This is a genomic window from Janthinobacterium sp. FT14W (genome assembly GCF_009208755.1).
Taxonomy (GTDB): Bacteria; Pseudomonadota; Gammaproteobacteria; order Burkholderiales; family Burkholderiaceae_D; genus Janthinobacterium; species Janthinobacterium violaceinigrum.
Genome location: NZ_WFLL01000004.1, coordinates 114,896 through 136,975 on the forward strand (window position 1 = coordinate 114,896; position 22,080 = coordinate 136,975).

Below are 22,080 nucleotides of genomic sequence, written 5' to 3' on the forward strand. Positions count from 1 at the left end.
ATAAAATGACAAGTTCCCTCTATCCTTGGCAGCAGGATGCCTGGCAGCAATTGCAAGCCCTGCGTCCGCGCATGCCGCACGCCATCCTGTTCCATGGCGCGCAAGGCATCGGCAAGGCCGACTTCATCGAGCACTTTGCGCAAGCGCTGCTGTGCGAAGACGTGCGTCCCGACGGCCACGCCTGCGGCGCATGCGCCTCGTGCGGCTGGTTTAGCCAGGGCAACCATCCCGATTACCGCCGGGTCCGTCCGGAAGCGCTGGAAGACGAGGTGGCCGATGACGGCGAAGAGGGCGAAGGCGCGAAGAAAAGCGCCAAGACCAAGACGCCGTCGAAAGACATCAAGATCGAGCAGATCCGCAACCTGGCCGACTTCATGAACATTTCCACGCACCGGCAAGGCTTGCGCGTGGTGGTGCTGTATCCGGCCGAGGCGCTGAACACGCCCGCCTCGAACGCCTTGCTGAAAACGCTGGAAGAGCCGCCGCCGGGCACCTTGTTCCTGCTGGCATCGAACAGCCTGGACCGGTTGCTGCCGACCATCCTGTCGCGCTGCCGCAAGTTCGCCTTGCCCATGCCCAGCCACGAGCAGGCCCTGGCCTGGCTCAAGGCCCAGGGTTTGAACGATGCGGACAGCTGGCTGCGCGAGCAGGGCGGCGCGCCGCTGGCCGCGCTGGCCCAGTCCGAGTCGGGCGGCCGCGAAGAAACGGAACAATTGCTGCAGGTGCTGGCCAATCCGGGCGTGGAAGCGGCCCTGAAGGCGGCCGACAAATTGCAGAAGGCGCCGCTGGCACCGCTGGTGGCGTCCCTGCAGCGCTGGCTGTACGATGTGTTTTCCGTCAAGCTGTCGGGCACCATACGCTACTATCCGCGCCACCGGCGCGAGCTGGAAGCGCTTGCCGGACGCATCAACGTCAGCCGTCTGATGGCGGCCATCAAGGCGGCAAACGAGCGCCGGGCCATTGCCGAGCACCCCCTGTCGCCCAAGCTGTTCCTGGAGGATATGTTGCTCGACTACGCATCAAGATGCCAATAAAATCAAGCACTTGCATCGTTAAGTTGATCTTGATTATGTGATTCTTGGCGCGCTTTCATTTTGCTGGACAGGCGTGCTGGCGCAGATTCGCCGCGCCGTTTGCCACGCTTGGCCCCCGGTGTTACAGTCAATGTACTGGACGGCAACGGAGGCATGCATGAAACGGGTCACTGGCATCGGCGGCATCTTCTTCCACGCGCAAGACCCGGCCGCGCTGCGCGCCTGGTACCAGCGCCACCTGGGCCTGGACGTGCAGCCCTGGGGCGGCGCCGCGTTTACCTGGACGGACGCCGACGGCCAGCCCACGGCCGGCACCACCATCTGGTCCGTGGCGGCACAGGACAGCGAGCAATTCGCGCCCGGCAAGGCCGCCTTCATGATCAATTACCGGGTCGATGACCTCGATGCGCTGCTGCAAGCCCTGCGCGACGAAGGCTGCAACGTGCTGGACAAGGCGCCCGATTCGGAATACGGCCAGTTCGGCTGGGTCATCGATCCGGAGGGCAACAAGGTGGAGCTGTGGCAGCCGCCAGAAGGACAATAGGCAGGGCAGGCGCCAGATCAGCGATAATACGGGTTCAGACAACCATCTTATTTATTTATGCGCGACATTATTGCTGGCTTCCTACGCTTCCAAAAAGAGGTTTTTCCCACGCGCCGCGAGTTGTTCAAGACGCTGGCCACGGGACAGACCCCCAAAGCCCTGTTCATTTCATGTTCCGACAGCCGCATGGTGCCGGAACTGGTGACGCAGCGCGAGCCGGGCGAGCTGTTCGTGATCCGCAACGCGGGCAACATCGTGCCGTCGTACGGCCCCGAGCCGGGCGGCGTGAGCGCCACGGTCGAATTTGCCGTATCCGCCCTGAACGTGACCGACATCGTCATTTGCGGCCATTCCGATTGCGGCGCGATGAAGGCGATCGCCACCTGCGCCTGCCTCGACCACATGCCGGCCGTGCGCAGCTGGCTGCACCACGCCGATGCGGCGCGCATGATCAACGAGTCGATCGACCATCCGACGGAGCAGTCGCGCATCGACGGCATGGTGCGCGCCAACGTGGTGGCGCAACTGAATAACCTGCGTACCCACCCTTCGGTGGCCCTGGCCATGGCGCAAAACAGGCTGACCCTGCACGGCTGGGTCTACGACATCGAGAACGGCTCCCTCGACGCGCTCGACGAATCGACCGGCCATTTCGTGCCGCTCGCCGACCATCCGGCCTCCCAGGTGTAATCGGCGGCAAGCAGTTGAACCGCCTCGGCAGGGGCTGCGCGGCGCAGCCGTTCCCCTGCCGGTTTTTCCCCGCTCCGGTACAATCCCGCCTTATGTATATCGATTCCCATTGCCATATCAATTTCCCCGAGCTGGCTGCTCGCATGCCCGAAATCCTCGCCAAGATGGCCGAGAACAAGGTGACCCACGCGCTGTGCGTGTCCGTCGACTTGCCGGACTTCCCGCAGGTGCTGGCCCTGGCCGAGCAGTATCCGCATATTTTCGCATCCGTCGGCGTGCATCCCGACTATGAAGACACGCCTGAACCGTCGGTGGAAGACCTGGTGCGCCTGGCGGACCATCCGAAGATCATCGCCATCGGCGAGACGGGCCTCGACTATTTCCGCCTGACGGGCGACCTCGAATGGCAGCGCGAGCGCTTCCGCACCCACATCAAAGCTTCAAGAATCACGCGCAAGCCCTTGATTATTCACACAAGAGCGGCCAGTGTAGACACGCTGCGCATCATGCGCGAAGAGGGCGCTGGCGTGTCCGACGGCGGCGTGGCCGGCGTCATGCATTGCTTTACGGAATCCCTGGAAGTGGCGCGCGCCGCCATCGACATGGGCTTCTATATTTCCTTTTCCGGCATCGTCACGTTCAAGAGCGCGAAAGACTTGCAGGCCGTGGCCCTGGAAGTGCCGCTCGAGCGCATCCTGATCGAGACGGATTCGCCGTACCTGGCGCCCGTGCCGTTCCGCGGCCGCATGAACGAGCCGGGCTACGTGGCCCATGTGGCAGAATACCTGTCCACCCTGAAAGGCATCCCGCTGGACCAGGTGGCGCGCCAGACGACGGACAATTTCTTCAAGTTATTCAATCAGTTGCCATAACTTCTTAAGGTCAGACATGATGAAAAAACTCGCGCTGGCGATGCTGCTGTGCTGGGCCGGCGCCAGCCACGCGGCGCCGGAACCGGACGCCTTCTTCCGCGCCGTGTCCGTCAACAACGCCAGCGGCGTGCGCAGCATGCTGGATGAAGGCATGAATCCGAACCAGCCTGACGCGCAGCGGGGCGACATTCCCCTCGTGCTGGCCCTGCGCGACGATGCGGACCGGGTGTTCCAGGTGCTGCTCGACGCTCCCGGCATCGACCTCGAAGCGCGCTCGGCCAATGGCAACACGGCGCTGATGATGGCCGCCTACAAGCACAAGCAGGACGCCGTGCAAGCCTTGCTGGCCAAGGGCGCCAAGGTCAACCAGAGCGGCTGGACGGCGCTCCACTATGCGGCCTCGGCCGGCGACTTGCCCATCATGAAGATTTTGCTGGACCGCGACGCCGTGGTCGATGCGCGCGCCCCCGCCAACATCACGCCGCTGATGTTTGCCGCCCGCGAAGGGCAGGAGGGCGCCGTCAAGCTGCTGCTGTCCTGGGGCGCGGACGCCAGCCTGAAAAGCAACCACGGCTGGACGGCCGTGCAGTTCGCCCGGGCGGGCGACAAGCCTGGCGTGGTGGCCATCATCACGGCCGCCCAGCAGGCGCGCGCGGCACGCAAGTAAATATCTCTTTGGTAATATTTTCCATGCCAGCGCTCAAACTGGCATGGAATTGCCTCTCACCTCAGCCCTTTGTTCCCGCTCCCGATTCACGATAATGATCGTGTCGCATTAATCAGGAGATACCTCGCATGGGCAATCATCACATCAACGTCAGGCGCCGGCTGGTTTGTCGCCGCCCCTCGCGCAGCCCGTGCGATATCACTGCTTTCTGGAATGACAAAACCGATCGGCCATCGGAGCCAGACTCCAAGAGGACAGACATGCTGAATGAACGAGAAATCGAGAGTTGTTACCTGGGGCAATTTATCCCCGTCCATTACCACCACAATATGTTGATGGACCAGAACCGCATGCACGGGTTCAAGTCGGCGATCGATTACGCGGTAAAACCCGGCATGAAGGTGCTGGAGCTGGGCGGCGGCACGGGCGTGCTGTCGTGGTTTGCGGCCGCGCGCGCCGACAAGGTGTGGTGCGTGGAGTTCAATCCGGACATGGTCAAGGAAGCGCGCAAGATGCTGGCGCTCAATCCCAACGGTGAAAAAGTCGAAGTGGTGCACGCGGACGCCTTCGAATACCTGCCGCCCGAGCCCGTCGACGTGGTCATCTGCGAAATGATCCATGTGGGCATGCTGCGCGAAAAGCAGGTGGAAGTGATCGAATCGTTCAAGCGCCGCTACCTGGCCCGTTTTGGCGGCCCGCTGCCCATCTTCCTGCCTGAAGCCGTGATCATGGCCGTGCAGCCGATGCAGCAGGAATACGATTTCGAGGGTTTTTATGCGCCCATCGTGCAATTCCAGGAAACCACGGCCATCCACCCTGGCGTGCAGGAACTGGCGCCGCCCTCCGTCTACAGCATCATCGACTTCAGCCAGCCGACGGACAGCGTGTTCGGCTTCGACGGCAAGTTTGTCGTCGAGCGCAGCGGCACCCTGAACGCCTTGCGCTTCGTCACCAAGAACATCCTGGCCGTGGTGCCCGAACGCTCGACCACCATCGACTGGCTGAACCACTACATGTGTTTGCCGCTGGCCACGCCCGTCGCCGTGAAGGCGGGCGACGTGCTGCAGGTGAGCTTCCAGTACCGCGCGGGCGGCTCGATCCCTTCGCTGGAAGCGTCGATCCGCGCGCAGGTGATCTATGACGTCAACCTGCAGCCGGTGATGCAGAGCGCGGTGTATGCTTAAGCATCATTAATACAAAGGCAACGCCGCAGCGATTTCGTCCTGCGGCGTTTGTCCATTCGGGGTATATTTCGTCTTTTACCCACTGGACAGCTTTACTATCATGGAACAGATCGATCAGCGTTACCTCGTGCAACAGAATAAAATCAGCGACGGCGAGACCAGGCCGCCCGTGTTTGCCAAGGTAATGCGCAGCAAGGAAGGCGTATTTGAAGGCGTGTCCTTCATCAAGTCCAAGGACAAGGCCACCGTCATGACCATCGAAGATGCCAACCAGGCCATCAAATGGGCCACCAGCAAGAAGCCGAACGCGCGTGAGTACGTCACGAAAGTGATTTGCGTCGGTCAATAAACGGGCCGCCAACTACCGTTCATCCCCGTTTTTATCCAGTCCATCCCCCCATCCTGCAGTTCATCGCATGGCCGTTGCCGCCGCGGCCGCGCTTTTATATAGTGCTGTCACGGTAGCGGGGCAAGCACGGCTTGCTCCGCACATTTCATTCTGGGGGAACGCGATGCTGGGATTTGTGCTGTGGCTGCTGCTCTTGCTGGTGTGCTGGCCCCTGGCCTTGCTGGCCCTCGTGCTGTATCCGCTGGCCTGGCTGCTGTTGCTGCCATTCCGCCTGATCGGCATCGGCGTGGAAGGCGTGTTCGAACTGCTGCGCGCCATCGTCATGCTGCCGGCCCGCGTGCTGGGCGGCGGCCGGCGCTGAGATTTACTTTCTCGCAATAAAAAATGGCGTCCATGGCGCCATTTTCATTTCCGTCATTGTGCTGCTTACAGGTCGACCATGAAACCGGCGCCGATCGATTTCTGCGAGTAGTTGTAGTCGATCAAGCTCTGGCCATAGCCGGAGAACAGCTGCAGATAGCCTTTCAGGTTGGCTTTCAAGGGGAAAGCCCAGCTGGCCTGCATGGAGCCGTGCTTCTTGCTGAAATTGCGGCGGGCCGTCACCGCGTATTCATGGCCCTTGTTGCGGTAGCTCAGGCGCAAGTCGCCATGGCCCATGTAATCGATGATGTCGATATTGTCATTATCCTTGGCGCTATTGTCGAGGCGGTGCCAGACGCGCGCCGTGATGGCCAGGTTGTCTTTTTCCATGCCCAGCTCGGCATACACGCGGTTCCAGCTGCGCGACAGGGTCGAGGTCTGGCCATTCGACTGGTGCACGAGGCCGAAGTTCAGGTAATTGAATTCCAGACCGGCCAGATTCTTGTTGATTGGCATGACCAGCATCAGTTCCGGCTGGTAATTGGTCTCGCGGAACGGGCTCGACGCCTTGCGGTTATACGCTTGCCAGAAACTTTGCTGCGTATAGCCGAACCACATGTCGATGGGCGTGCCGGCGATGTCTTCCAGCATCTTCATCTTGAAGCTCAGCTGGAACGTCAATTCCACGTGCTGGCTCTTGATGCCGCCCGGCGTGAAATCCTGGAACGGCTCGTCGTTCGAGGCATCGCTGTAATTGGCCAGCAACAGATAGGTGTCGCGGTGGGGACGGAAGTTGAACAGGCCCCGCTTCGACGCATCGTTGAGTTCCCAGGATTGTTGTGTACGCGAAATCGGCGCTTCCGGCGGCGCCGCGCCAGCCTGCGCGATGGCGGGAATGGCAGCATTCACCGCTTCCGGCGTGGCCACGCCAGGCGGGCTGACGGGTGTGAAAGGGGCGACCTCGGCGGCGGCTGCCAGGGTCACGGCGGCCGTGGCGGCATCACCGCCGGCGGCGATGGTGGCCTTTTCCGCCGCCTTGGCCAGGGTATCGAAGCAGCCCAGGCGGGCGCTGGCATCGCCAAGCACGGCGCAACGCTGCATTTGCTGTTCCAGTTCGCCGGCCATGGCCAGCGCCGGGGACGCCAGCAGGGAAGAGAGGATTATTTTTTTTAGTTGGATCGTCATAAAATGTGAGGGAATATTGTTCGGTGCGTACCCCAGCGATCCAGGATGCGTCTTGATTTTGATTAATTTTTGTTGAATTAATTGATAGGAAAGTATAGCTGAATCCGCCATTTATCCTGTGCGCCTAACGTGCGCGCGCATGTCGGTGTTGTATGCATGGTAAAAACCGCTCGCCCGTGCCGCCCAAATCGATGTCTGCTACACTGGAAAACCGGTGCAGACACTGGCGCGCCGGGCTAGCCATGGAGATTGTGATGACCCGCAAAACACCTATCGAGCGCTACCGCAACATCGGCATCAGCGCCCATATCGACGCCGGCAAGACCACCACCACCGAGCGCATCCTGTTTTATACGGGGGTCAACCACAAGATTGGCGAAGTGCACAATGGCGCCGCCACCATGGACTGGATGGAGCAGGAGCAGGAGCGGGGCATCACCATCACCTCGGCCGCCACCACGGCCTTCTGGAAAGGCATGGCGGGCAACTTCCCCGAGCACCGCATCAACATCATCGACACGCCCGGCCACGTGGACTTCACGATCGAAGTGGAGCGCTCGATGCGCGTGCTCGACGGCGCCGTGATGGTCTACGACGCCGTGGGCGGCGTGCAGCCGCAATCGGAAACCGTCTGGCGCCAGGCCAACAAATACCACGTGCCGCGCATCGCCTTCATCAACAAGATGGACCGGGTGGGGGCGGACTTTTTACGCGTGCGCCAGCAGATCGCCGACCGCCTGAAGGGCGTGGCCGTGCCCATCCAGCTGCCCATCGGCGCGGAAGAGCATTTCACGGGCGTCATCGACCTCCTGAAGATGCGCGCCATCACGTGGGACGACGCCAGCCAGGGCGTGCAGTTCAGCTATGGCGAGATTCCCGCCGAACTGCAGGCCCAGGCGCAGGAATGGCACGAGCACCTGGTCGAACATGCGGCCGAAGCCACCACGGAGATGACGGAGCGCTACCTGAACGGCGACACGTTTACGGAAGCGGAACTGAAGCAGGCCTTGCGCGCGCGCACCATCCGCAACGAGATCGTGCCCATGCTGTGCGGCAGCGCTTTTAAAAACAAGGGCGTGCAGGCCATGCTGGACGCCGTCATCGAATACCTGCCGTCGCCCATGGAAGTGCCGCCCATCATGGGCCATGACGAGCACGACAACGAGGTGGAACGCCACCCGACGGACGACGAGCATTTCTCGGCCCTCGCTTTCAAGATCATGACGGACCCGTTCGTGGGGCAGCTGACCTTTTTCCGCGTGTATTCGGGCGTGGTGAACTCGGGCGACATGGTTTACAACCCCACCAAGGGCGCGCGCGAGCGGCTGGGGCGCATCCTGCAGATGCATGCGAACGAACGCAAGGAAATCAAGGAAGTGTATGCGGGCGACATTGCCGCCGCCGTGGGCCTGAAAGCCGTCACCACGGGCGACACCCTGTGCGCGCTCGAGCACATCATCGTGCTGGAAAAAATGATCTTCCCGGAACCCGTGATCTCGCAGGCGGTCGAACCGAAGACCAAGCCGGACCAGGAAAAGATGGGCATCGCCCTGAACCGCCTGGCGCAGGAAGACCCGTCGTTCAAGGTCCATACGGATGAAGAGTCGGGCCAGACCATCATGTCGGGCATGGGCGAGCTGCACCTGGAAATTCTGGTCGACCGCATGCGCCGCGAATTCGGCGTGGAAGCGAACGTGGGCAAGCCGCAGGTGGCCTACCGCGAAACCATCACGCGCGCGGTGGAAGACGTGGAAGGCAAGTTCGTCAAGCAATCGGGCGGACGGGGCCAGTACGGCCACGTGGTGCTGAAACTCGAACCCTTGCCGCCCGGCACCGGCTACCAGTTCGTCGACGCCATCAAGGGCGGCGTGGTGCCGCGCGAATTCATTCCCGCCGTCGACAAGGGCATCGTCGAGACCCTGAAGGCGGGCGTGCTGGCCGGCTATCCCGTGGTGGATGTGAAGGCCACCTTGACCTTTGGCTCCTACCACGACGTCGATTCGAACGAGAATGCGTTCCGCATGGCCGGCTCCATCGCCTTCAAGGATGGCATGCGCAAGGCCCATCCTGTGCTGCTGGAACCGATGATGCAGGTGGAGGCGGAAACGCCGGAAGAGTTCATGGGCAACGTCATGGGCGACCTGACGGCGCGGCGCGGCATGGTGCAGGGCGTCGACGACATCCCCGGCGGTTCGGGCCGCATCGTCAAGGCCCTGGTGCCGCTGGCCGAAATGTTCGGCTATTCCACCACCCTGCGGTCGCTGACCCAGGGCCGCGCCACCTACACGATGGAATTCAAGCACTATGCGGCCGTGCCCAAGCATATCCTCGACCAGGTGGCGGCGGCGGGCAAGACGAAGTAGCGTCAAGCAAACCCAAGGGCCGACTGCCGGGGTCGTACCCTGCAGGGTACGACCCCGGATGTTGCTTGGGGCTGGCGCTTGTCTTAATGTGCCAAATTTTGCGCAATGATGGTATCAGCCATCTTCTCCGCCTCATCCACGGGCTGGCCCAGCGCCTTGGTCGTGTAGACGGTGGACGCCACCATCGGCTGGTCCAGGGTCGCCCCTTCGCCATGGCTGGTGTCGACCGTCACCGTGGTCGACAGGCCGATGCGCAGCGGGTGGGCGGCCAGTTCCTTCGGGTCCAGGGTAATGCGCACGGGCACGCGCTGCACCACCTTGATCCAGTTGCCCGTGGCGTTTTGCGCCGGCAGCAGGGAAAACGCGCTGCCCGTGCCGGCCGACATGCCCAGCACCTTGCCGTGGTAGACCACCTTGCTGCCATACAAATCCGTTTCGATGGTGGCCGCCTGGCCCACGCGGATATTGCGCAATTCGGATTCCTTGAAGTTCGCATCGACCCACAATTGGTCGAGCGGCACGATGGACATCAAGGGCGTGCCCGGCGTCACGTGCGTGCCCAGCTGTACGCTGCGCTTGGCCACATAGCCTGAGACGGGCGCGACCACGGCGTTGCGGCGCACGGCCAGCCAGGCCTGCACCACGTCGCCCCTGGCGGACAGCACGGCCGGATGGCTGGCCAGGTTCACGCCGGCCACGCCCGATTTGGCGGACTCGGCCTGGCGTTGCGCCACGGCCAGTGCCGCTTTCGCGTCGTCGACGGCCTGTTTCGCATGGGCCAGGTCTTCACCGGAAATCGTCTGGTCGGCGGCCAGCGGCGCGCGGCGCGTCAGGTTGCCCTGCGCCGTGGCCAGCGCCAGGCGGCGCTGCTCGATGACGGCGTCGTACTGCGCCACGCTGGCATAGCGCTCGCGCTCCTGGCGCACGACGTTGCCCAGCCGCGCCTGCGCCTGGCTCAGGGCCAGGTCCGCATCGATGCCGTTCAGGGTGATCAGGGGCGCGCCCGCTGTCACCATCTGCGTCTCGTCGGCGCGGATTTCATCGACATTGCCCGTCACTTGCGCGGACAGGGTGACCAGGTTGCCGCCCACGTAGGCGTTGTCCGTGACTTCTTCCTTGGCCAGCACCAGCTGGTAATAGGCGGCCCAGGCCACGCCGGCCACGACAAAGGCGGCCGTGATGGCGAGGAGGACGGCCTTGCGCTTGCCCGGCTGTTCGGTTGGGGTGGTGCTTGCTGTGGTATCGCTGCTCATGATGTGTTCCGTAGTCAGTGTTATTGTTGGGTGCTGCGTTTGCTGGTGCTTGCCGTATCGGCAAAGTCGCTGCTGCCCCGGTAGCCGCCGCCCAGTGCCACGTTCAGGTTGATTTCCGCGTTCTGGCGCTGGTTTTGCAGCTGCATGCCCAGGTCCACCTGGCCGCGCACGGTCATTTCCGCATTGAGCTGGGTGGCGCGGTCGGCCAGCCCCTGTTTCAAGCGGGCATTGGCGTTGCGCAGCTGCGCTTCGCTGGCGCGCAGGTTGTCTTCCTGCAGGCGCAGCTGGTTTTCCACGCCTTGCACCCTGGCGCCCGCCTGCGCCACGTCGCGCACCACATTGAAGACGTTCTGGTTGTAGTCGGCGATCAGTGCATTGCGTTCGCTGCGCGCGCCGGCCAGCTGCGCCTGCAGGCGGCCGCTGTCGAACAGGGGCAGCGACAAGGCGGGGCCGATGAACAGGGTGCGGCTGCCCGACTGCAGCAGCTTGCCCAGCTTGATGGCATCGAGGCCGAACGATGCGCCCAGGTCGATATCGGGGTAGAACGCCGCCTGCGCTGCCTCGATCGTGCTCATGGCTGCCTGCACCCGCCAGCGCGCCGCCTGCAAGTCGGGCCGGCGCGCCAGCAATTCCATGCCCAGCTTGCCGGGCAGGGCGTGCGGCAGCGCTTGCGCCTGCCTGGGCTGCAGGCTGGCCAGGGCCGAGGAGTCCGCACCGAGCAGGGCGCGCAGGGCTTCCCGTTCCGTGACGATCTGCGTTTCCAGCAGGGCGATCTGCTGTTGCAGCAAGCTCAAGCGCGTTTGCGCGGACAGATGGTCGTCGCTGATGCCCAGGCCATTGGCGATGCGCTTTTCCTTGTCCGTCACCAGCTGCTGCTGCAGCTTGACCAGCGCATGCAGGTTGCCCATGCGGGCCCAGCCATTTTGCATGCTGAAGTAGTGGCGGGCGATCTCGGCGGACAGCATCTGTTCCGCCATCGCATACTCGGCGCGGCGCGCGTTGACTTCGCCCAGGCTGGCGGCGATCTGCGCCTTGTGCCTGCCCCACCAGTCCAGGTCGTAGTGGGCTTGCACGCCCACGGTGACTTCATTGTAGTAATTGCCGCCGATGGGGGCGGGCATCAGGCCGTTGCCCGAATAGCGCTGGCGGCTGGCATTCGCGCCCAGGTCTACCCTGGGGCCGCGGTCCGCATGCTGGGCATCGAACGCGGACAGGGCCGAGCCGATGCGGGCATTCGCCACGTCCAGGTTCGGGCTGGCAGACAGCGCGTGTTCGATCAGCTGGTCCAGCTGGCTGTCCTGGAACTGGCGCCACCACTGGGCGGCGGGCCAGCCTTCGCTGGCCAGGTGGATGTCGGCCGCCAGCTGTAGCGTGGCCAGGTCTTGCTGCGGCAACGGTTGCGTGTCGGGCGGGATGCTGGCGCAGCCGGCCAGGGCCAGACTCAGCGCCAGGACGCTCAGGGAGAGTTTCATAGGTGTTTGCATGAGGGTTATTCCATGGCCGCGTGGTCGACCACGACGGGCGCATTCTTCTTCGGTGGTTTTATCAGGAGCAAGAGCGGCAGCACGAGGATGGTCAGCCACATCATCAGCCAGAAGTCGTCGAGGTAGGCGATCATCGATGCCTGCCGCGTGATTTCGCCATTCAGGGCCGCCATGCCCGTGCTTGTGCCCAGGTTGTAGACGCTGGCAATGCCCGGGTCATGCAGGGCCGGGTTGGCGATGGTGATGTGTTCCGTCAGGGACGCGTGGGCGATCTGCGTATTGCGCACCAACAAGGTCTGCACGAGGGCGATGCCAATGCTGCTGCCGATGTTGCGCACCAGGCTGTAGATGGCCGTGCCTTCCGCCCGCATCTGCGGCGACAGGGTGGCAAACGTGGCCGCGCTCAGGGGCACGAACACCAGGCCCAGGCCGATGCCCTGGATGATGCCGTTCCACACGACGGTTTTCGGCACCAGGTCCAAGGTGAAATTGGCCATCTGCCACAGTGAGAACGCGGTGATGGAAAAGCCCACGCCCAGCAGGATGCGCGTATCGATTTTGCCCGTCAGCCTGCCGACGATCAGCATGGCCAGCATCGTGCCCAGGCCGCTGGGAGCCGTCACCTGGCCGGCGATGGCCGCCGGGTAATTCATCAAGCCTTGCAGCATCGACGGCGTCAGCGCGCGGGTGGCGAACAGCACCATGCCGACGATGAAGATGAACAGCAGGCCGCTCACATAGTTCGAGTTTTTCAGCAGGCGGTAGTCGAGGAAGGACTTGCCGGCCGGACGCAGGGCCGTGTGGGCGATGAAGTAGCACAAGCTCATGGCCAGCACGATGGCTTCGATCCACGTCTCCGTGGACGAAAACCAGTCGTTCTGCTCGCCCCGGTCCAGCAGCATCTGCAGCGCGCCGATGGACAGGCTCAGGGTGGCAAAGCCGAACATGTCAAAGTTCATGCGGCGGTTCGGCGGGTCCTTGCGGATATAGCGCCAGATGCCATAGAAGGCCATGGCGCCGATGGGGATGTTGATGAAGAAGACCCAGCGCCAGCTGTAGCTGTCCGTCAGCCAGCCGCCCAGGGTGGGGCCCAGGATGGGGCCGATCATCACGCCCATGCCCCAGATGGCCATGGCCGAGCCGTGCTTTTCGCGTGGATTGATGTCGAGCAAGACGGCCTGCGACAGCGGCACCAGCGCCGCGCCGAACACGCCCTGCAGCAGGCGCGCGGCAACGATCTCGGACAGGGTGCCCGACAGGCCGCACAGCACGGAGGCGAGCGTAAAGCCGGCCACGGAAACAAGGAAGGTATTTTTCTGGCCGTAGCGGTCGCACAACCAGCCCGTCAGGGGCGTGGCGATGGCGGCGGCGACGATGAACGAGGTCAGCACCCAGGTGATCTGGTCTTGCGAGGCGGACAGGCTGCCCTGCATGTGGGGCAGGGCGACGTTGGCGATGGTGCCGTCGAGCGCCTGGATGATGGTGGCGAGCATGATGGAAATCGTGATCATGCGCCGGTTCAGGGTGGGGTCCTGTGAGGCGGGCAGCGCCGGTGCGGCGCTGGCTGTGGCCGAACTCATGCGGATTTCTCCGTGGCCGCCTGCAACGCTTCCAGCAGTTCGGTGGCGGCCCGCAGCTGATCGGGATCAATGCCTTGCAGCAGTTCCTTGCGGAAACCGTCCGCTTCCTTGCGCACCGTGTCGTACACCTGCATGCCCGCATCGGTGAGCACCACCAGCTTGACGCGGCGGTCCGTTTCCGATGGCTGGCGCTGCACGAAGCCCGATTTCACGAGCCGGTCCAGCATCGACACCATGGTGGGGTTTTCCACGCCCAGCTGGTGCGCCAGTTCGCTTTGCGAGGGCGGCTGCGGCGACTTGGCGATCATGGCGATGCACATCCAGCTTGCTTGCCCCAGGTCCAGGTCCTTCAGGCGCCGGTCGATCGCATGGCGCCAGCCGCGCGCCGTCTTGTGGAGCGCGGCGGAAAAACGCTCTTCGATAGAAGTCATAAGGTGAGTCGTCTAATAGTTAGGTATCGAACTAATATTCTAGCATGCCCGCTTGACGGGCGTACAGGCCTTCCCGTTTATCGGCGCCGCTGGTACATTAACAGCGAGCCCACCACCACCAGGAGACAGCATGACGACGGAAAAACAGAAGCAGGAAGGACAGCACCGCGACAGCAGCGACTTTGTCATCACGCAAACTTTCGACGCGCCCCGCGAACTGGTGTTCCAGTCGTGGGTGGAGCCGGAACGCCTGGCCCAATGGTGGGGCCCCGTCGGCTTCGAACTGAGCGTGCTGGCGCTGGACTTGCAGCCGGGCGGTGTCTTCCACTACGGCATGCGTGCCGACAATGGCTATGAGATGTGGGGCAAGTTCACCTACCAGGCCATCGAAGCGCCGGAAAAGATCGTCTCGATCCTGTCGTTCGCCGACAAGCAGGGCAACGCCGTGCAGCACCCTGTCAGCGCCACCTGGCCTTTGGAATCGTTCAATGTCATGACCCTCACGGAAGAAAACGGCAAGACGACGATGACCCTGCGCTCCACGCCGCACAAGGCCACCGATGAGCAGCATCGGACTTTCCTGGAAGGGCATGAGTCGATGACGCAGGGGTTCAAGGCGACGTTCGGCCAGCTGGCCGAGTACCTGGCGCGTGTGCAGTAATATTTAAGAGCGGCGGGCCGGACCCGCGGGCCTGAGAAAATGTCCATGGCCGCGTTGCTTGGGCTCGCCGTACCTTAGCACGGTCCATCGGTCTTTCATCTTCCACGGACGATGGATCAGGAGTGTCTAAACCGGCAGTGGCGATTCAGGTCGCAAAACTGCCGGGCGGCAGCGCGATAACGTTCAGGGTTGCCGGTGATGCGTCCGCCGCTCCCTCCGCTGCAACAGCTACAGTTGAGGTGAGCAGCGCAGCGGTTGACAGTATCACCTTCGTTCCTTTCCGCAATTCTAAAGCTTCGCTTTGAGGGCGCCCGCCTTTGGGGGAGGGACGATGTGCTGGCAGCAAAGGCTGAATCAGCGCCCACCGGCCGTCAGGAAGAATTGCTGTGGCCATGGCGCGGTCACCGAAAATGATGAGGTGGGTTTGACCAGCTTCGGGGCCGTTTGTTTCTCTGGACGACGTTTTGTTAGGCGTTCCAAGGCAGGTTTTTCCTGCGGCTGAGACCTGCATCAAGATCAAAGGTACCAGGAAGTATCTTTACCGCGCCGTCGACAAGCTGGGCAAGACCGTCGACGTCCTGCTCGCAGCGCTGCGTGACATGGCTGCCGCGCAGCGCTTCTTCAATAAAGCGATGGAGTCGAGCGGCGCCCCGGACAAGGTGGCGATGGACAAGAGCGGGGCGAACAAGGCGGCCATCAATACGATCAATGCCGGCCGGACCTGCTGATCCTGGTGCGCCAAATCAAATACCTCAGCAATATCGTGGAGCAGGACCGCCGAGCTATCAAGCGAGTGACCAAGCCGACGCTCAACTTCAAATCATTCCACTCTGCTGCATCCGTAATTGCAGGTATCGAGCTCATGCACATGATCCGCAAGGGCCAATTCGCAATGGGTCTCACCGAGAGTGGCGTTTCTAAATAAAATGAAAAAAAATGTGGCGTTGATGTTTTGAAAATTGTAAATTATGTCATAATGATTTTTTGAAAATAGACTATACAGGCTGTACCAGTGCATGGACTGTCGCATGCCGGACTGACGCGACGGTTCCATCTGATGCATTGAAGCAAGATCCTCAGGCGAGGTAGCAAAGAGGTTATGCCGCGGCCTGCAAAGCCGTTCAGACAGGTTCGATTCCTGTCCTCGCCTCCAAACACGTATGTGGCGCCTGTCAGCACCGAGCACTACTTTGTGCATGCCTTCAACGGGCATGCTCCCCGGACGCATCCGGTTTTCCGGACATCATGACGAAGCGAAGTGACAAAGTAATTCTACCTTGGAGATGCATCGATGAAGACGTACATGTTCCCTGGCCAGGGATCACAGGCGAAAGAAATGGGCGCCGGCCTGTTCGACCGCTACCCAGAGCTGACCGCTCAAGCGAACGCCGTCCTGGGTTACTCGATCAAGGAATTGTGCTTACAGGATCCGCGCGAAGAACTGGGCAAGACCCAATTCACGCAGCCGGCCCTGTACGTCGTCAATGCGCTATCGTATCTACGCAAGGTTGAGGAAGAGGGAACACCCGATTTTCTGGCCGGCCACAGCCTTGGCGAGTTCAACGCGCTCATGGCGGCCGGCTGCTTTGATTTTGAAACAGGCCTGCGCATGGTGCAGCGGCGCGGCGAACTGATGTCCCGCATCGCAGGCGGCGGCATGGCTGCGATCGTGAATGCTCCCAAAGAACACATCGCCGAAGTGCTCAAGGCCAAGGGACTGAATAACGTCTACATGGCAAACTTTAATGCGCCCATGCAAACGGTGATTTCCGGACTGTACGACGAGATTGTCAGCGCTGAGCAGCACTTCCAGCGACAGGGGAAAATTCGCTTCTATCCGCTGGCCACCAGCGGTGCCTTCCATTCACAGTACATGAATGAGGCAATGGAACAGTTCCGTGACTATCTGAAAGACATCCCATTTGCCGCGCCAGCCATTCCCGTAGTGGCCAATGTTACCGCGCGCCCCTACCAGGGCAACGCCATCCTCGACACGCTGGCCAGTCAGATCGCCGGCACAGTGCGCTGGTCGGAAAGCATGCAATACCTGATGGCCTTGGCCCGGCAGCGCGGCGAAACTGCCGAGTTTATCGAATGCGGCCATGGCGATGTACTGACGCGTTTGGCTTATACGATCCAGTCCCAGACAACAGAAACGGATCTGGCGCAGTTCGCCGCAGAACTGCCTGCCCGGGCTCCTGAACCGTCGATATCGCTGCACAGCGGGAGCGCCGAAGAAAAGGTATCTGCCTGGAAGAAAAACTATCCGATCGGCAGCAGGATGACGTCGACTATTCCAGGCTACGACGTGCTGGAGACCAGGACCGACGCGCTAGTGCTGTTTGGCCACCGGGCCGCAGTCTACATGCAGGGCTACAAAGGATACTTTGACCTGGACGAATTGACGCCCGTGTAAGAATCCCGCCCAGATTCTACGGCCCCGCCAAAAGACGGGGCCGCTTTTTAGTACAGCTTCTTCCGACAGGTGACTAAAATGAATAATGGTAATTTTCTAATTTTCGGCATGGGCGTGGGAACTGACCACCTTGGCTATATCGGCTGGACTCAGCGCACCCTCGGCGACGAAGAAGACATTATCTCGGATCTCAAAAAAGACAGTGGCGCTGCCATCACGCAGTGGATGGAACAGGCCGCCGGCAGCGACAAGATCACGATTTTTGAAATCGACTCGGCACCATCGCTGGAGAATGCGCGGGACACCGTTCAATTCTGGTGCCAGTATTACGGCATGCTCGGCGCGAAGGTATTGGCCGTTCCGGGTTGACTGTTGCACAAGAAAGACTGCCTGCAAAAGGGGAAAAGGGGTTATCGATGTCTGGTAAGACAGTGTTCATGTTTTCGGGTCAGGGATCGCAGTATTACCAGATGGGCAGGCAGCTATATGACGACAATCCGGTGTTTCGCCAATGGATGCACCGCATGGACGACCTGGCATATGCCATCGGAGGCAGGCGGGTGCTCGAGGCCATGTTTGCAGGCGCCAAGTCGGCAACCTTTGACCAGACGCGGCTGACCCACCCGGCCATTTTCATGCTCGAATACTCACTCGCGCAATGCCTGATCGCCTCGGGGATTGAGCCAGACATGACCTTGGGCGCGAGCATGGGCTCGTTTGCCGCAGCGACCGTGGCCGGTTACATCGAGGTTGGCGACGCCATGGCAGCCGTGCTTGAACAGGCGCAGGCGTTCGAGGCCATGTGCGCCCCAGGCAGCATGCTTGCCGTGCTCGCGCCCCTCGCGCTGTACGACGAACCATTCATGCGCCAACGCAGTGAGCTGGCAGGCATCAACTTCGACGGCCACTTTACGGTATCTGGCATGCCTGCCGATCTCGGGTCGATCGGTGCCGTCTTGAGCCAGCGCGGCCTGAGCCACCAGCGGCTGGCCGTCTCTTTCGCCTTCCACTCAACGGCCATCGACCCGGCCGAGCGCCCGTTTGCCACCCATATGCACAGCGTCCCGCGCCGCGCCGGCCACCTCCCGCTCGCGTGCTGCGAGCAAGGCGCTATCTTGCGCGACTTGCCAGACGATTTCTTTTGGCGCGCGGTACGCCGGCCCATGCAATTCCGGCAAACCATCGCATACCTCGAGCGCCAGGGACGCCAGCGTTACATCGATGTCGGGCCGTCGGGAACGCTGGCTACCTTTGCCAAATATAGCCTGCCCACCGCGTCCACATCAAGCATCCATGCACTGCTGACGCCCTTCGGGCGCGACAGCCAGAACCTGGCGGCCTTGCTGGCGGCGCGCTAAGCCACGGCACCCGCATCTTTACAGCAGAAACAACAACGGAGTAACAATGAGCGACTGGAGCACCAATTTGAGTGAAGCGCTCGCTTCGCGCAACCCGGCGCACATGCTGGCGATGCTGGCACAGGTGCCGTCCGAATTCATGCACATGGCCACCCCCTACCTGGAGCATGTGGCGCGCGACAGCGTCAGCCAGGGCCAGCTGGAACTGGCGTTGATGTACTACGACCAGCTGATCCAGGCCAATCCCGGCAATATTGACTGGCGCGCGGAACAGGTCCAGGTCCTGCTCGCCCTCGGCCGCTGCGGGCCTGCCCTGGCAGCAGCTGAACATATCAGCACCATGGCGCCAGAAAATCCTCTCGGGCTGGTGCTGCAAGCCGACGCGCGCGTGGCTGCAGACCAGTTGCCGCAGGCGCTGGAGGCCTTGCGCGGGGCGCTGCAGCGCGCTCCAGGCGATGCGCAGATCGCGCGACGGGCGGAGCTGCTCGGCGCCAGCCTGGGGCAGAGCGACGCACCCGCGCAAGCCCAGGGCATGCCCGCCATCGTGGCGACGCCGCTGGCCGGATTCGATCCTGCGCTGCTGCGCGATCCCGCCATGCCCGCATCCTTTGACACCCTGCGCGTGGAGGCGCTTCGGCAGCACCTGAAACGCCATAGTGCACAGGTCTCGCCCAGGCGCGCCATGGCCCGCCTCGAAGATCCGCTCTGGCTCGCCGCATGGGATGCCGCGCTGGAGTCAACGCGCGGCGAGCGGGTGCTGCTGCGAGGGAGCGAGCTTGGCGTATTTGCGCTGCGCGCATTGCACCACGGAGCGCAGCACGTGCTGTGCGCTGAAGCCTTTCCGATCGACGCCCGGATCGCCGGCGGCATTGCGCAGAAGCACTTCCTGCCGCGCTGGCATGCAAAACACGGGCCAGCACTGGCGGGCATGAGTGAAGAGCAGCGCCGCGCCAGCTTCGATGCCTTTGCCTCCGCCATCGATATTGTCACGCTTGACGGCGCCAAGCCGCCGCCGGCACCATGCGATTGCCTCGTTTTCCCGCGGATTGACCATACACTGCTTGGCACCGGAATCGTCCGCGCTGTGCGCGAATATTGCGCCTCCAGCGGCATGATGCCGGCGCGGCTCTTGCCAGCCAGGGCCACGGTATATGCCATGGGCATAGAGTGGGCCTATCCGGACGCGCCGTTCGCGCTCGCGGCCATCAATCGCCTGCGCTGGAACATGGCCCCGCAAGCGCTTGAGCTCGGCCCTGCGTTCTGGCAAGCGCGTACGGCACAGGTGCACTGCGGCAACATCGAGTTTGCCGATTTCTCCGAAACGACCTGGGACATCGAACTTCCCGTGACGGAGGATGGCTGCATCGATGCCATCGTTTTCTGGTTTGACCTCGACCTGGGCAGCGCGCAGCTGAGCAATGCCCCCAGCAGCGCGTTACGGTGCATCAAGCCGGCAGTGCAGTACACCGACTCCGTTGCAGTGCGGGCAGGCACGGCATTCAAGGTGCGCGCGAGCGTGGAGGAAAACCGCCTGCACTTCGCACCGCTGACGCCGCCATCTGCGCGGCGTGCCGGCACGCTGCCTGACTGGTACGTCCCGATGCTGGGCGACGGCGCCCGCAACGCAGCGTACGCCGCGGCGCTCAAGGCGGCGATGGCCGAGCAGCCGGCCGCGCTGGTGCTCGATATCGGTGCCGGCTGCGGCTTGCTGTCCATGATGGCGATACAGGCGGGCGCAAAACAAGTCATCGGATGCGAGCACAGTACGGCGATTGCCGCGGCAGGCCGCGAGGCCGTAGCCCTGGCAGGCATGGAACAGCAAATCGCCGTGCTGGACAAGGATTGCCGCAAGCTGAGCATTCCCGGCGACCTGCCGCGCCGCGCCGATCTCGCCTTGTTCGAGCTATTCGACTGCAGCCTGATCGGTGAAGGCGTCCTGCATTTCCTGGCCTATGCCCGCGAACATCTGCTAGCGCAGCATGCGCGCTATTTGCCAGCGGCAGGCCGGATCCGCGCCATGCTGATCGAATATCGCCACGAGCGAATCTGGGATATTGACACCAGCCTCTTCAACCCTTTCCGCAGTTCGCCAGCATTTGCCAATGTGGACGCAGCGACGCTGCCGCACCGTGTCCTCAGCGACGCCTTTGACGTGTTCGAGTTCGATTTTGCCACCGCAGGCCCGTTAGCGCAGGAGCGGCAGTGCCGTCCCCTCACACTGCTGCCGGGCACGGTAGGCGCCGTGTTATTCTGGTTCGACCTGAGGCTCGACGACAAGCACTGGATCTCGAACGACCCGCGCACGGCCAGCACATTCCACTGGAAACAGGGACTCAAGATCCTGCCAGAGGTGCGGGTCGACAGCGGCACTGAGATGGCGCTGGTGGCACGCCATGATGGCAGCGGCCTCGATTTCCATTGGAATGTAGAACAGTTACCCAAAGAGGGACTGTCGGCGGTTCCTCGTTGCGATCCACGCTGGCTCGGGGCCAGTGCTGAACTGGAGCAGCAAACCGGCGGCCTGCTCGAGCATTGTGCGCGCGATCATGAGGAATACGCCCAAGTGGCGCAAATCGCGCAGCGTTTCGCGGTCGACCCAGGAAGCCACGGACTCGACCAGATCATCGCGCAGCGCTTTGCGGCCATGTTCCTTGACTAGCGCCGCGACTGCTGCTGCATGGCGGCGCTGGTCCTGAGCCAAGTGGCGTCGACCAGCGATTCATTTACCAGTGGCAGTACCTTGCGCACCGTGATGGTGGGCGCGTTACCGCCATTGCACTCCGCGCACAGCGCGAGCAGATACCCGGGCGCCGGCCGCGACTGCCAGAAACACCAGCGTTGTGGGTCGGCATCGTCGAAGCCTTCGTCAAAGCTGATATGCACGGCTTGGGGATCAGGAAAGTGAAAACTGAATTGATCGAGCGGCAGGGATAGCCCCCTGCCGCGTGCCTTGATGTAGGATTCCTTGAACGTCCAGTACTCGAAAAACCGCTCCTGGCGCTGTTCTTGCGGCAGCGACGCCAGCGCGGCGGCTTCGACGGACGAGAAAAAATGGCTGGCGATGCCGCTGGCGCCGGCGCGCGCGGCCACATGTTCGACATCGACGCCGAGAGCGCGGCCGGCCGATACGGCCAGTGCGATCAGCCCACGCGTGTGCGAGATGTTAAAGCGCAGCGCGGGGATGCCGTGGTGCGCTGCGAGGCCAGGACGCCCATAGGCGTTGGTGGTGAATTCCCAAGCCGACGGCGCGACGGCGGCATAGCGCGACAGCACGGTGCGCACCATGGCCCGCGTGACGAGATAGCGCAGGCGATCATCGGCAAAGTGAAAGCGCGTTTGCTGGGCGCGCTCTGAATCGTTGAGCAGCTGGCGCATGCCGGCCTGTAGGCAGGGCGAGGACGCTTCGCTGTAATCAGCTAGCCATAGGTCGATGCCAGGCTGGCCGCAATCGAACGCTTGCGCGGATGGGGAGCAGGCGCTCATGTATCACGTCCGGGGCTTGTCGCCGCCCGGTGTCGGGAAATGCCATGCTGAATCACTGGCATGACGGGTCCGGTTTCCGAAAAATCATGTTGTTTGATGTCCAATTTCATCCGAAAAAATTGCCCATATTGCTCAGGGCGCGCCCCAGCCTCCGGGGGAGGGGCGC

At 62.4% G+C, this 22,080-nt stretch carries 20 protein-coding genes, 1 tRNA gene and 1 pseudogene; 16 read left to right on the forward strand and 6 right to left on the reverse strand.

The window, feature by feature from the left end:
- The first annotated feature begins 5 nt into the window (after positions 1-5).
- The 8 genes from GCN74_RS05120 (at position 6) to GCN74_RS05155 (ending at position 5,701) form a co-directional block, all read left to right on the forward strand.
- Complete coding sequence (locus GCN74_RS05120; protein ID WP_152255638.1) at positions 6-1,034, forward strand: DNA polymerase III subunit delta'; 1,029 nt, start codon at positions 6-8, stop codon at positions 1,032-1,034.
- 157 nt (positions 1,035-1,191) lie between these two features.
- Positions 1,192-1,578, forward strand: a complete 387-nt coding sequence (locus GCN74_RS05125; RefSeq protein WP_152255639.1) for a VOC family protein — start codon at positions 1,192-1,194, stop codon at positions 1,576-1,578.
- A gap of 57 nt (positions 1,579-1,635) precedes the next feature.
- On the forward strand, positions 1,636-2,268 hold the full coding sequence (locus GCN74_RS05130) for a carbonic anhydrase (RefSeq protein ID WP_152255640.1): 633 nt from the start codon (positions 1,636-1,638) through the stop codon (positions 2,266-2,268).
- A gap of 92 nt (positions 2,269-2,360) precedes the next feature.
- Entirely contained in the window at positions 2,361-3,140 is a 780-nt protein-coding gene (locus GCN74_RS05135) for a TatD family hydrolase (protein ID WP_152255641.1), read from the forward strand.
- A 16-nt stretch (positions 3,141-3,156) separates the two neighbouring features.
- A complete protein-coding gene (locus tag GCN74_RS05140; protein ID WP_152255642.1) occupies positions 3,157-3,807 on the forward strand; it encodes an ankyrin repeat domain-containing protein in 651 nt (216 codons plus the stop codon).
- 260 nt (positions 3,808-4,067) lie between these two features.
- Positions 4,068-4,991, forward strand: coding sequence for a methyltransferase domain-containing protein (locus GCN74_RS05145; protein ID WP_152255643.1), 924 nt, complete (start codon positions 4,068-4,070; stop codon positions 4,989-4,991).
- A gap of 100 nt (positions 4,992-5,091) precedes the next feature.
- Complete coding sequence (locus tag GCN74_RS05150; RefSeq protein WP_152255644.1) at positions 5,092-5,340, forward strand: hypothetical protein; 249 nt, start codon at positions 5,092-5,094, stop codon at positions 5,338-5,340.
- A gap of 163 nt (positions 5,341-5,503) precedes the next feature.
- Positions 5,504-5,701, forward strand: a complete 198-nt coding sequence (locus GCN74_RS05155) for a hypothetical protein (protein WP_034784591.1) — start codon at positions 5,504-5,506, stop codon at positions 5,699-5,701.
- A 65-nt stretch (positions 5,702-5,766) separates the two neighbouring features.
- Here GCN74_RS05155 and GCN74_RS05160 read toward each other — a convergent pair whose 3' ends face one another.
- Positions 5,767-6,885, reverse strand: coding sequence for a phospholipase A (locus GCN74_RS05160; protein ID WP_319633448.1), 1,119 nt, complete (start codon positions 6,883-6,885; stop codon positions 5,767-5,769).
- A gap of 254 nt (positions 6,886-7,139) precedes the next feature.
- Here GCN74_RS05160 and fusA point away from each other — a divergent pair, with 254 nt between their 5' ends.
- A complete protein-coding gene (gene fusA, locus GCN74_RS05165; protein WP_152255645.1) occupies positions 7,140-9,248 on the forward strand; it encodes an elongation factor G in 2,109 nt (702 codons plus the stop codon).
- Positions 9,249-9,331: 83 nt separating this feature from the next.
- Here fusA and GCN74_RS05170 read toward each other — a convergent pair whose 3' ends face one another.
- Genes GCN74_RS05170 through GCN74_RS05185 form a run of 4 tightly spaced genes read right to left on the reverse strand, consistent with a single transcriptional unit; the run spans position 9,332 to position 13,996 of the window.
- A complete protein-coding gene (locus GCN74_RS05170) occupies positions 9,332-10,501 on the reverse strand; it encodes an HlyD family efflux transporter periplasmic adaptor subunit (RefSeq protein ID WP_152255646.1) in 1,170 nt (389 codons plus the stop codon).
- Between the two features lie 20 nt (positions 10,502-10,521).
- Positions 10,522-11,973: an efflux transporter outer membrane subunit gene (locus tag GCN74_RS05175; protein WP_152255647.1), complete on the reverse strand. Its 1,452-nt coding sequence runs from the start codon at positions 11,971-11,973 to the stop codon at positions 10,522-10,524.
- A gap of 17 nt (positions 11,974-11,990) precedes the next feature.
- A complete protein-coding gene (locus tag GCN74_RS05180; protein WP_152255648.1) occupies positions 11,991-13,565 on the reverse strand; it encodes a DHA2 family efflux MFS transporter permease subunit in 1,575 nt (524 codons plus the stop codon).
- Positions 13,562-13,996, reverse strand: a complete 435-nt coding sequence (locus GCN74_RS05185) for a MarR family winged helix-turn-helix transcriptional regulator (protein ID WP_152255649.1) — start codon at positions 13,994-13,996, stop codon at positions 13,562-13,564. Before GCN74_RS05185 ends, GCN74_RS05180 begins: the two co-directional genes overlap by 4 nt.
- Positions 13,997-14,126: 130 nt before the next feature.
- Between GCN74_RS05185 and GCN74_RS05190 the strand changes: the two genes are divergently transcribed.
- From GCN74_RS05190 to GCN74_RS05220, 7 genes and pseudogenes are all read left to right on the forward strand, one after another.
- The gene (locus GCN74_RS05190) at positions 14,127-14,657 is read left to right on the forward strand and encodes an SRPBCC family protein (protein ID WP_152255650.1); all 531 of its coding nucleotides are present in this window, start codon (positions 14,127-14,129) and stop codon (positions 14,655-14,657) included.
- 500 nt (positions 14,658-15,157) lie between these two features.
- Positions 15,158-15,582, forward strand: a pseudogene (locus tag GCN74_RS05195) (IS6 family transposase); the annotation flags it as partial.
- A gap of 154 nt (positions 15,583-15,736) precedes the next feature.
- Positions 15,737-15,810 (forward strand) — tRNA-Cys (locus GCN74_RS05200).
- 138 nt (positions 15,811-15,948) lie between these two features.
- Positions 15,949-17,073, forward strand: coding sequence for an ACP S-malonyltransferase (gene fabD, locus GCN74_RS05205; RefSeq protein ID WP_152255651.1), 1,125 nt, complete (start codon positions 15,949-15,951; stop codon positions 17,071-17,073).
- Between the two features lie 78 nt (positions 17,074-17,151).
- On the forward strand, positions 17,152-17,442 hold the full coding sequence (locus GCN74_RS05210) for a hypothetical protein (protein ID WP_152255652.1): 291 nt from the start codon (positions 17,152-17,154) through the stop codon (positions 17,440-17,442).
- A gap of 47 nt (positions 17,443-17,489) precedes the next feature.
- A complete protein-coding gene (locus GCN74_RS05215) occupies positions 17,490-18,431 on the forward strand; it encodes an acyltransferase domain-containing protein (protein ID WP_152255653.1) in 942 nt (313 codons plus the stop codon).
- Positions 18,432-18,477: 46 nt separating this feature from the next.
- Entirely contained in the window at positions 18,478-21,090 is a 2,613-nt protein-coding gene (locus GCN74_RS05220) for a 50S ribosomal protein L11 methyltransferase (protein WP_152255654.1), read from the forward strand.
- Here GCN74_RS05220 and GCN74_RS05225 read toward each other — a convergent pair.
- Positions 21,087-21,806: a 4'-phosphopantetheinyl transferase family protein gene (locus tag GCN74_RS05225; RefSeq protein WP_193316973.1), complete on the reverse strand. Its 720-nt coding sequence runs from the start codon at positions 21,804-21,806 to the stop codon at positions 21,087-21,089. The two genes, GCN74_RS05220 and GCN74_RS05225, sit on opposite strands and share 4 nt — an antisense overlap.
- Between the last annotated feature and the right edge of the window lie 274 nt (positions 21,807-22,080).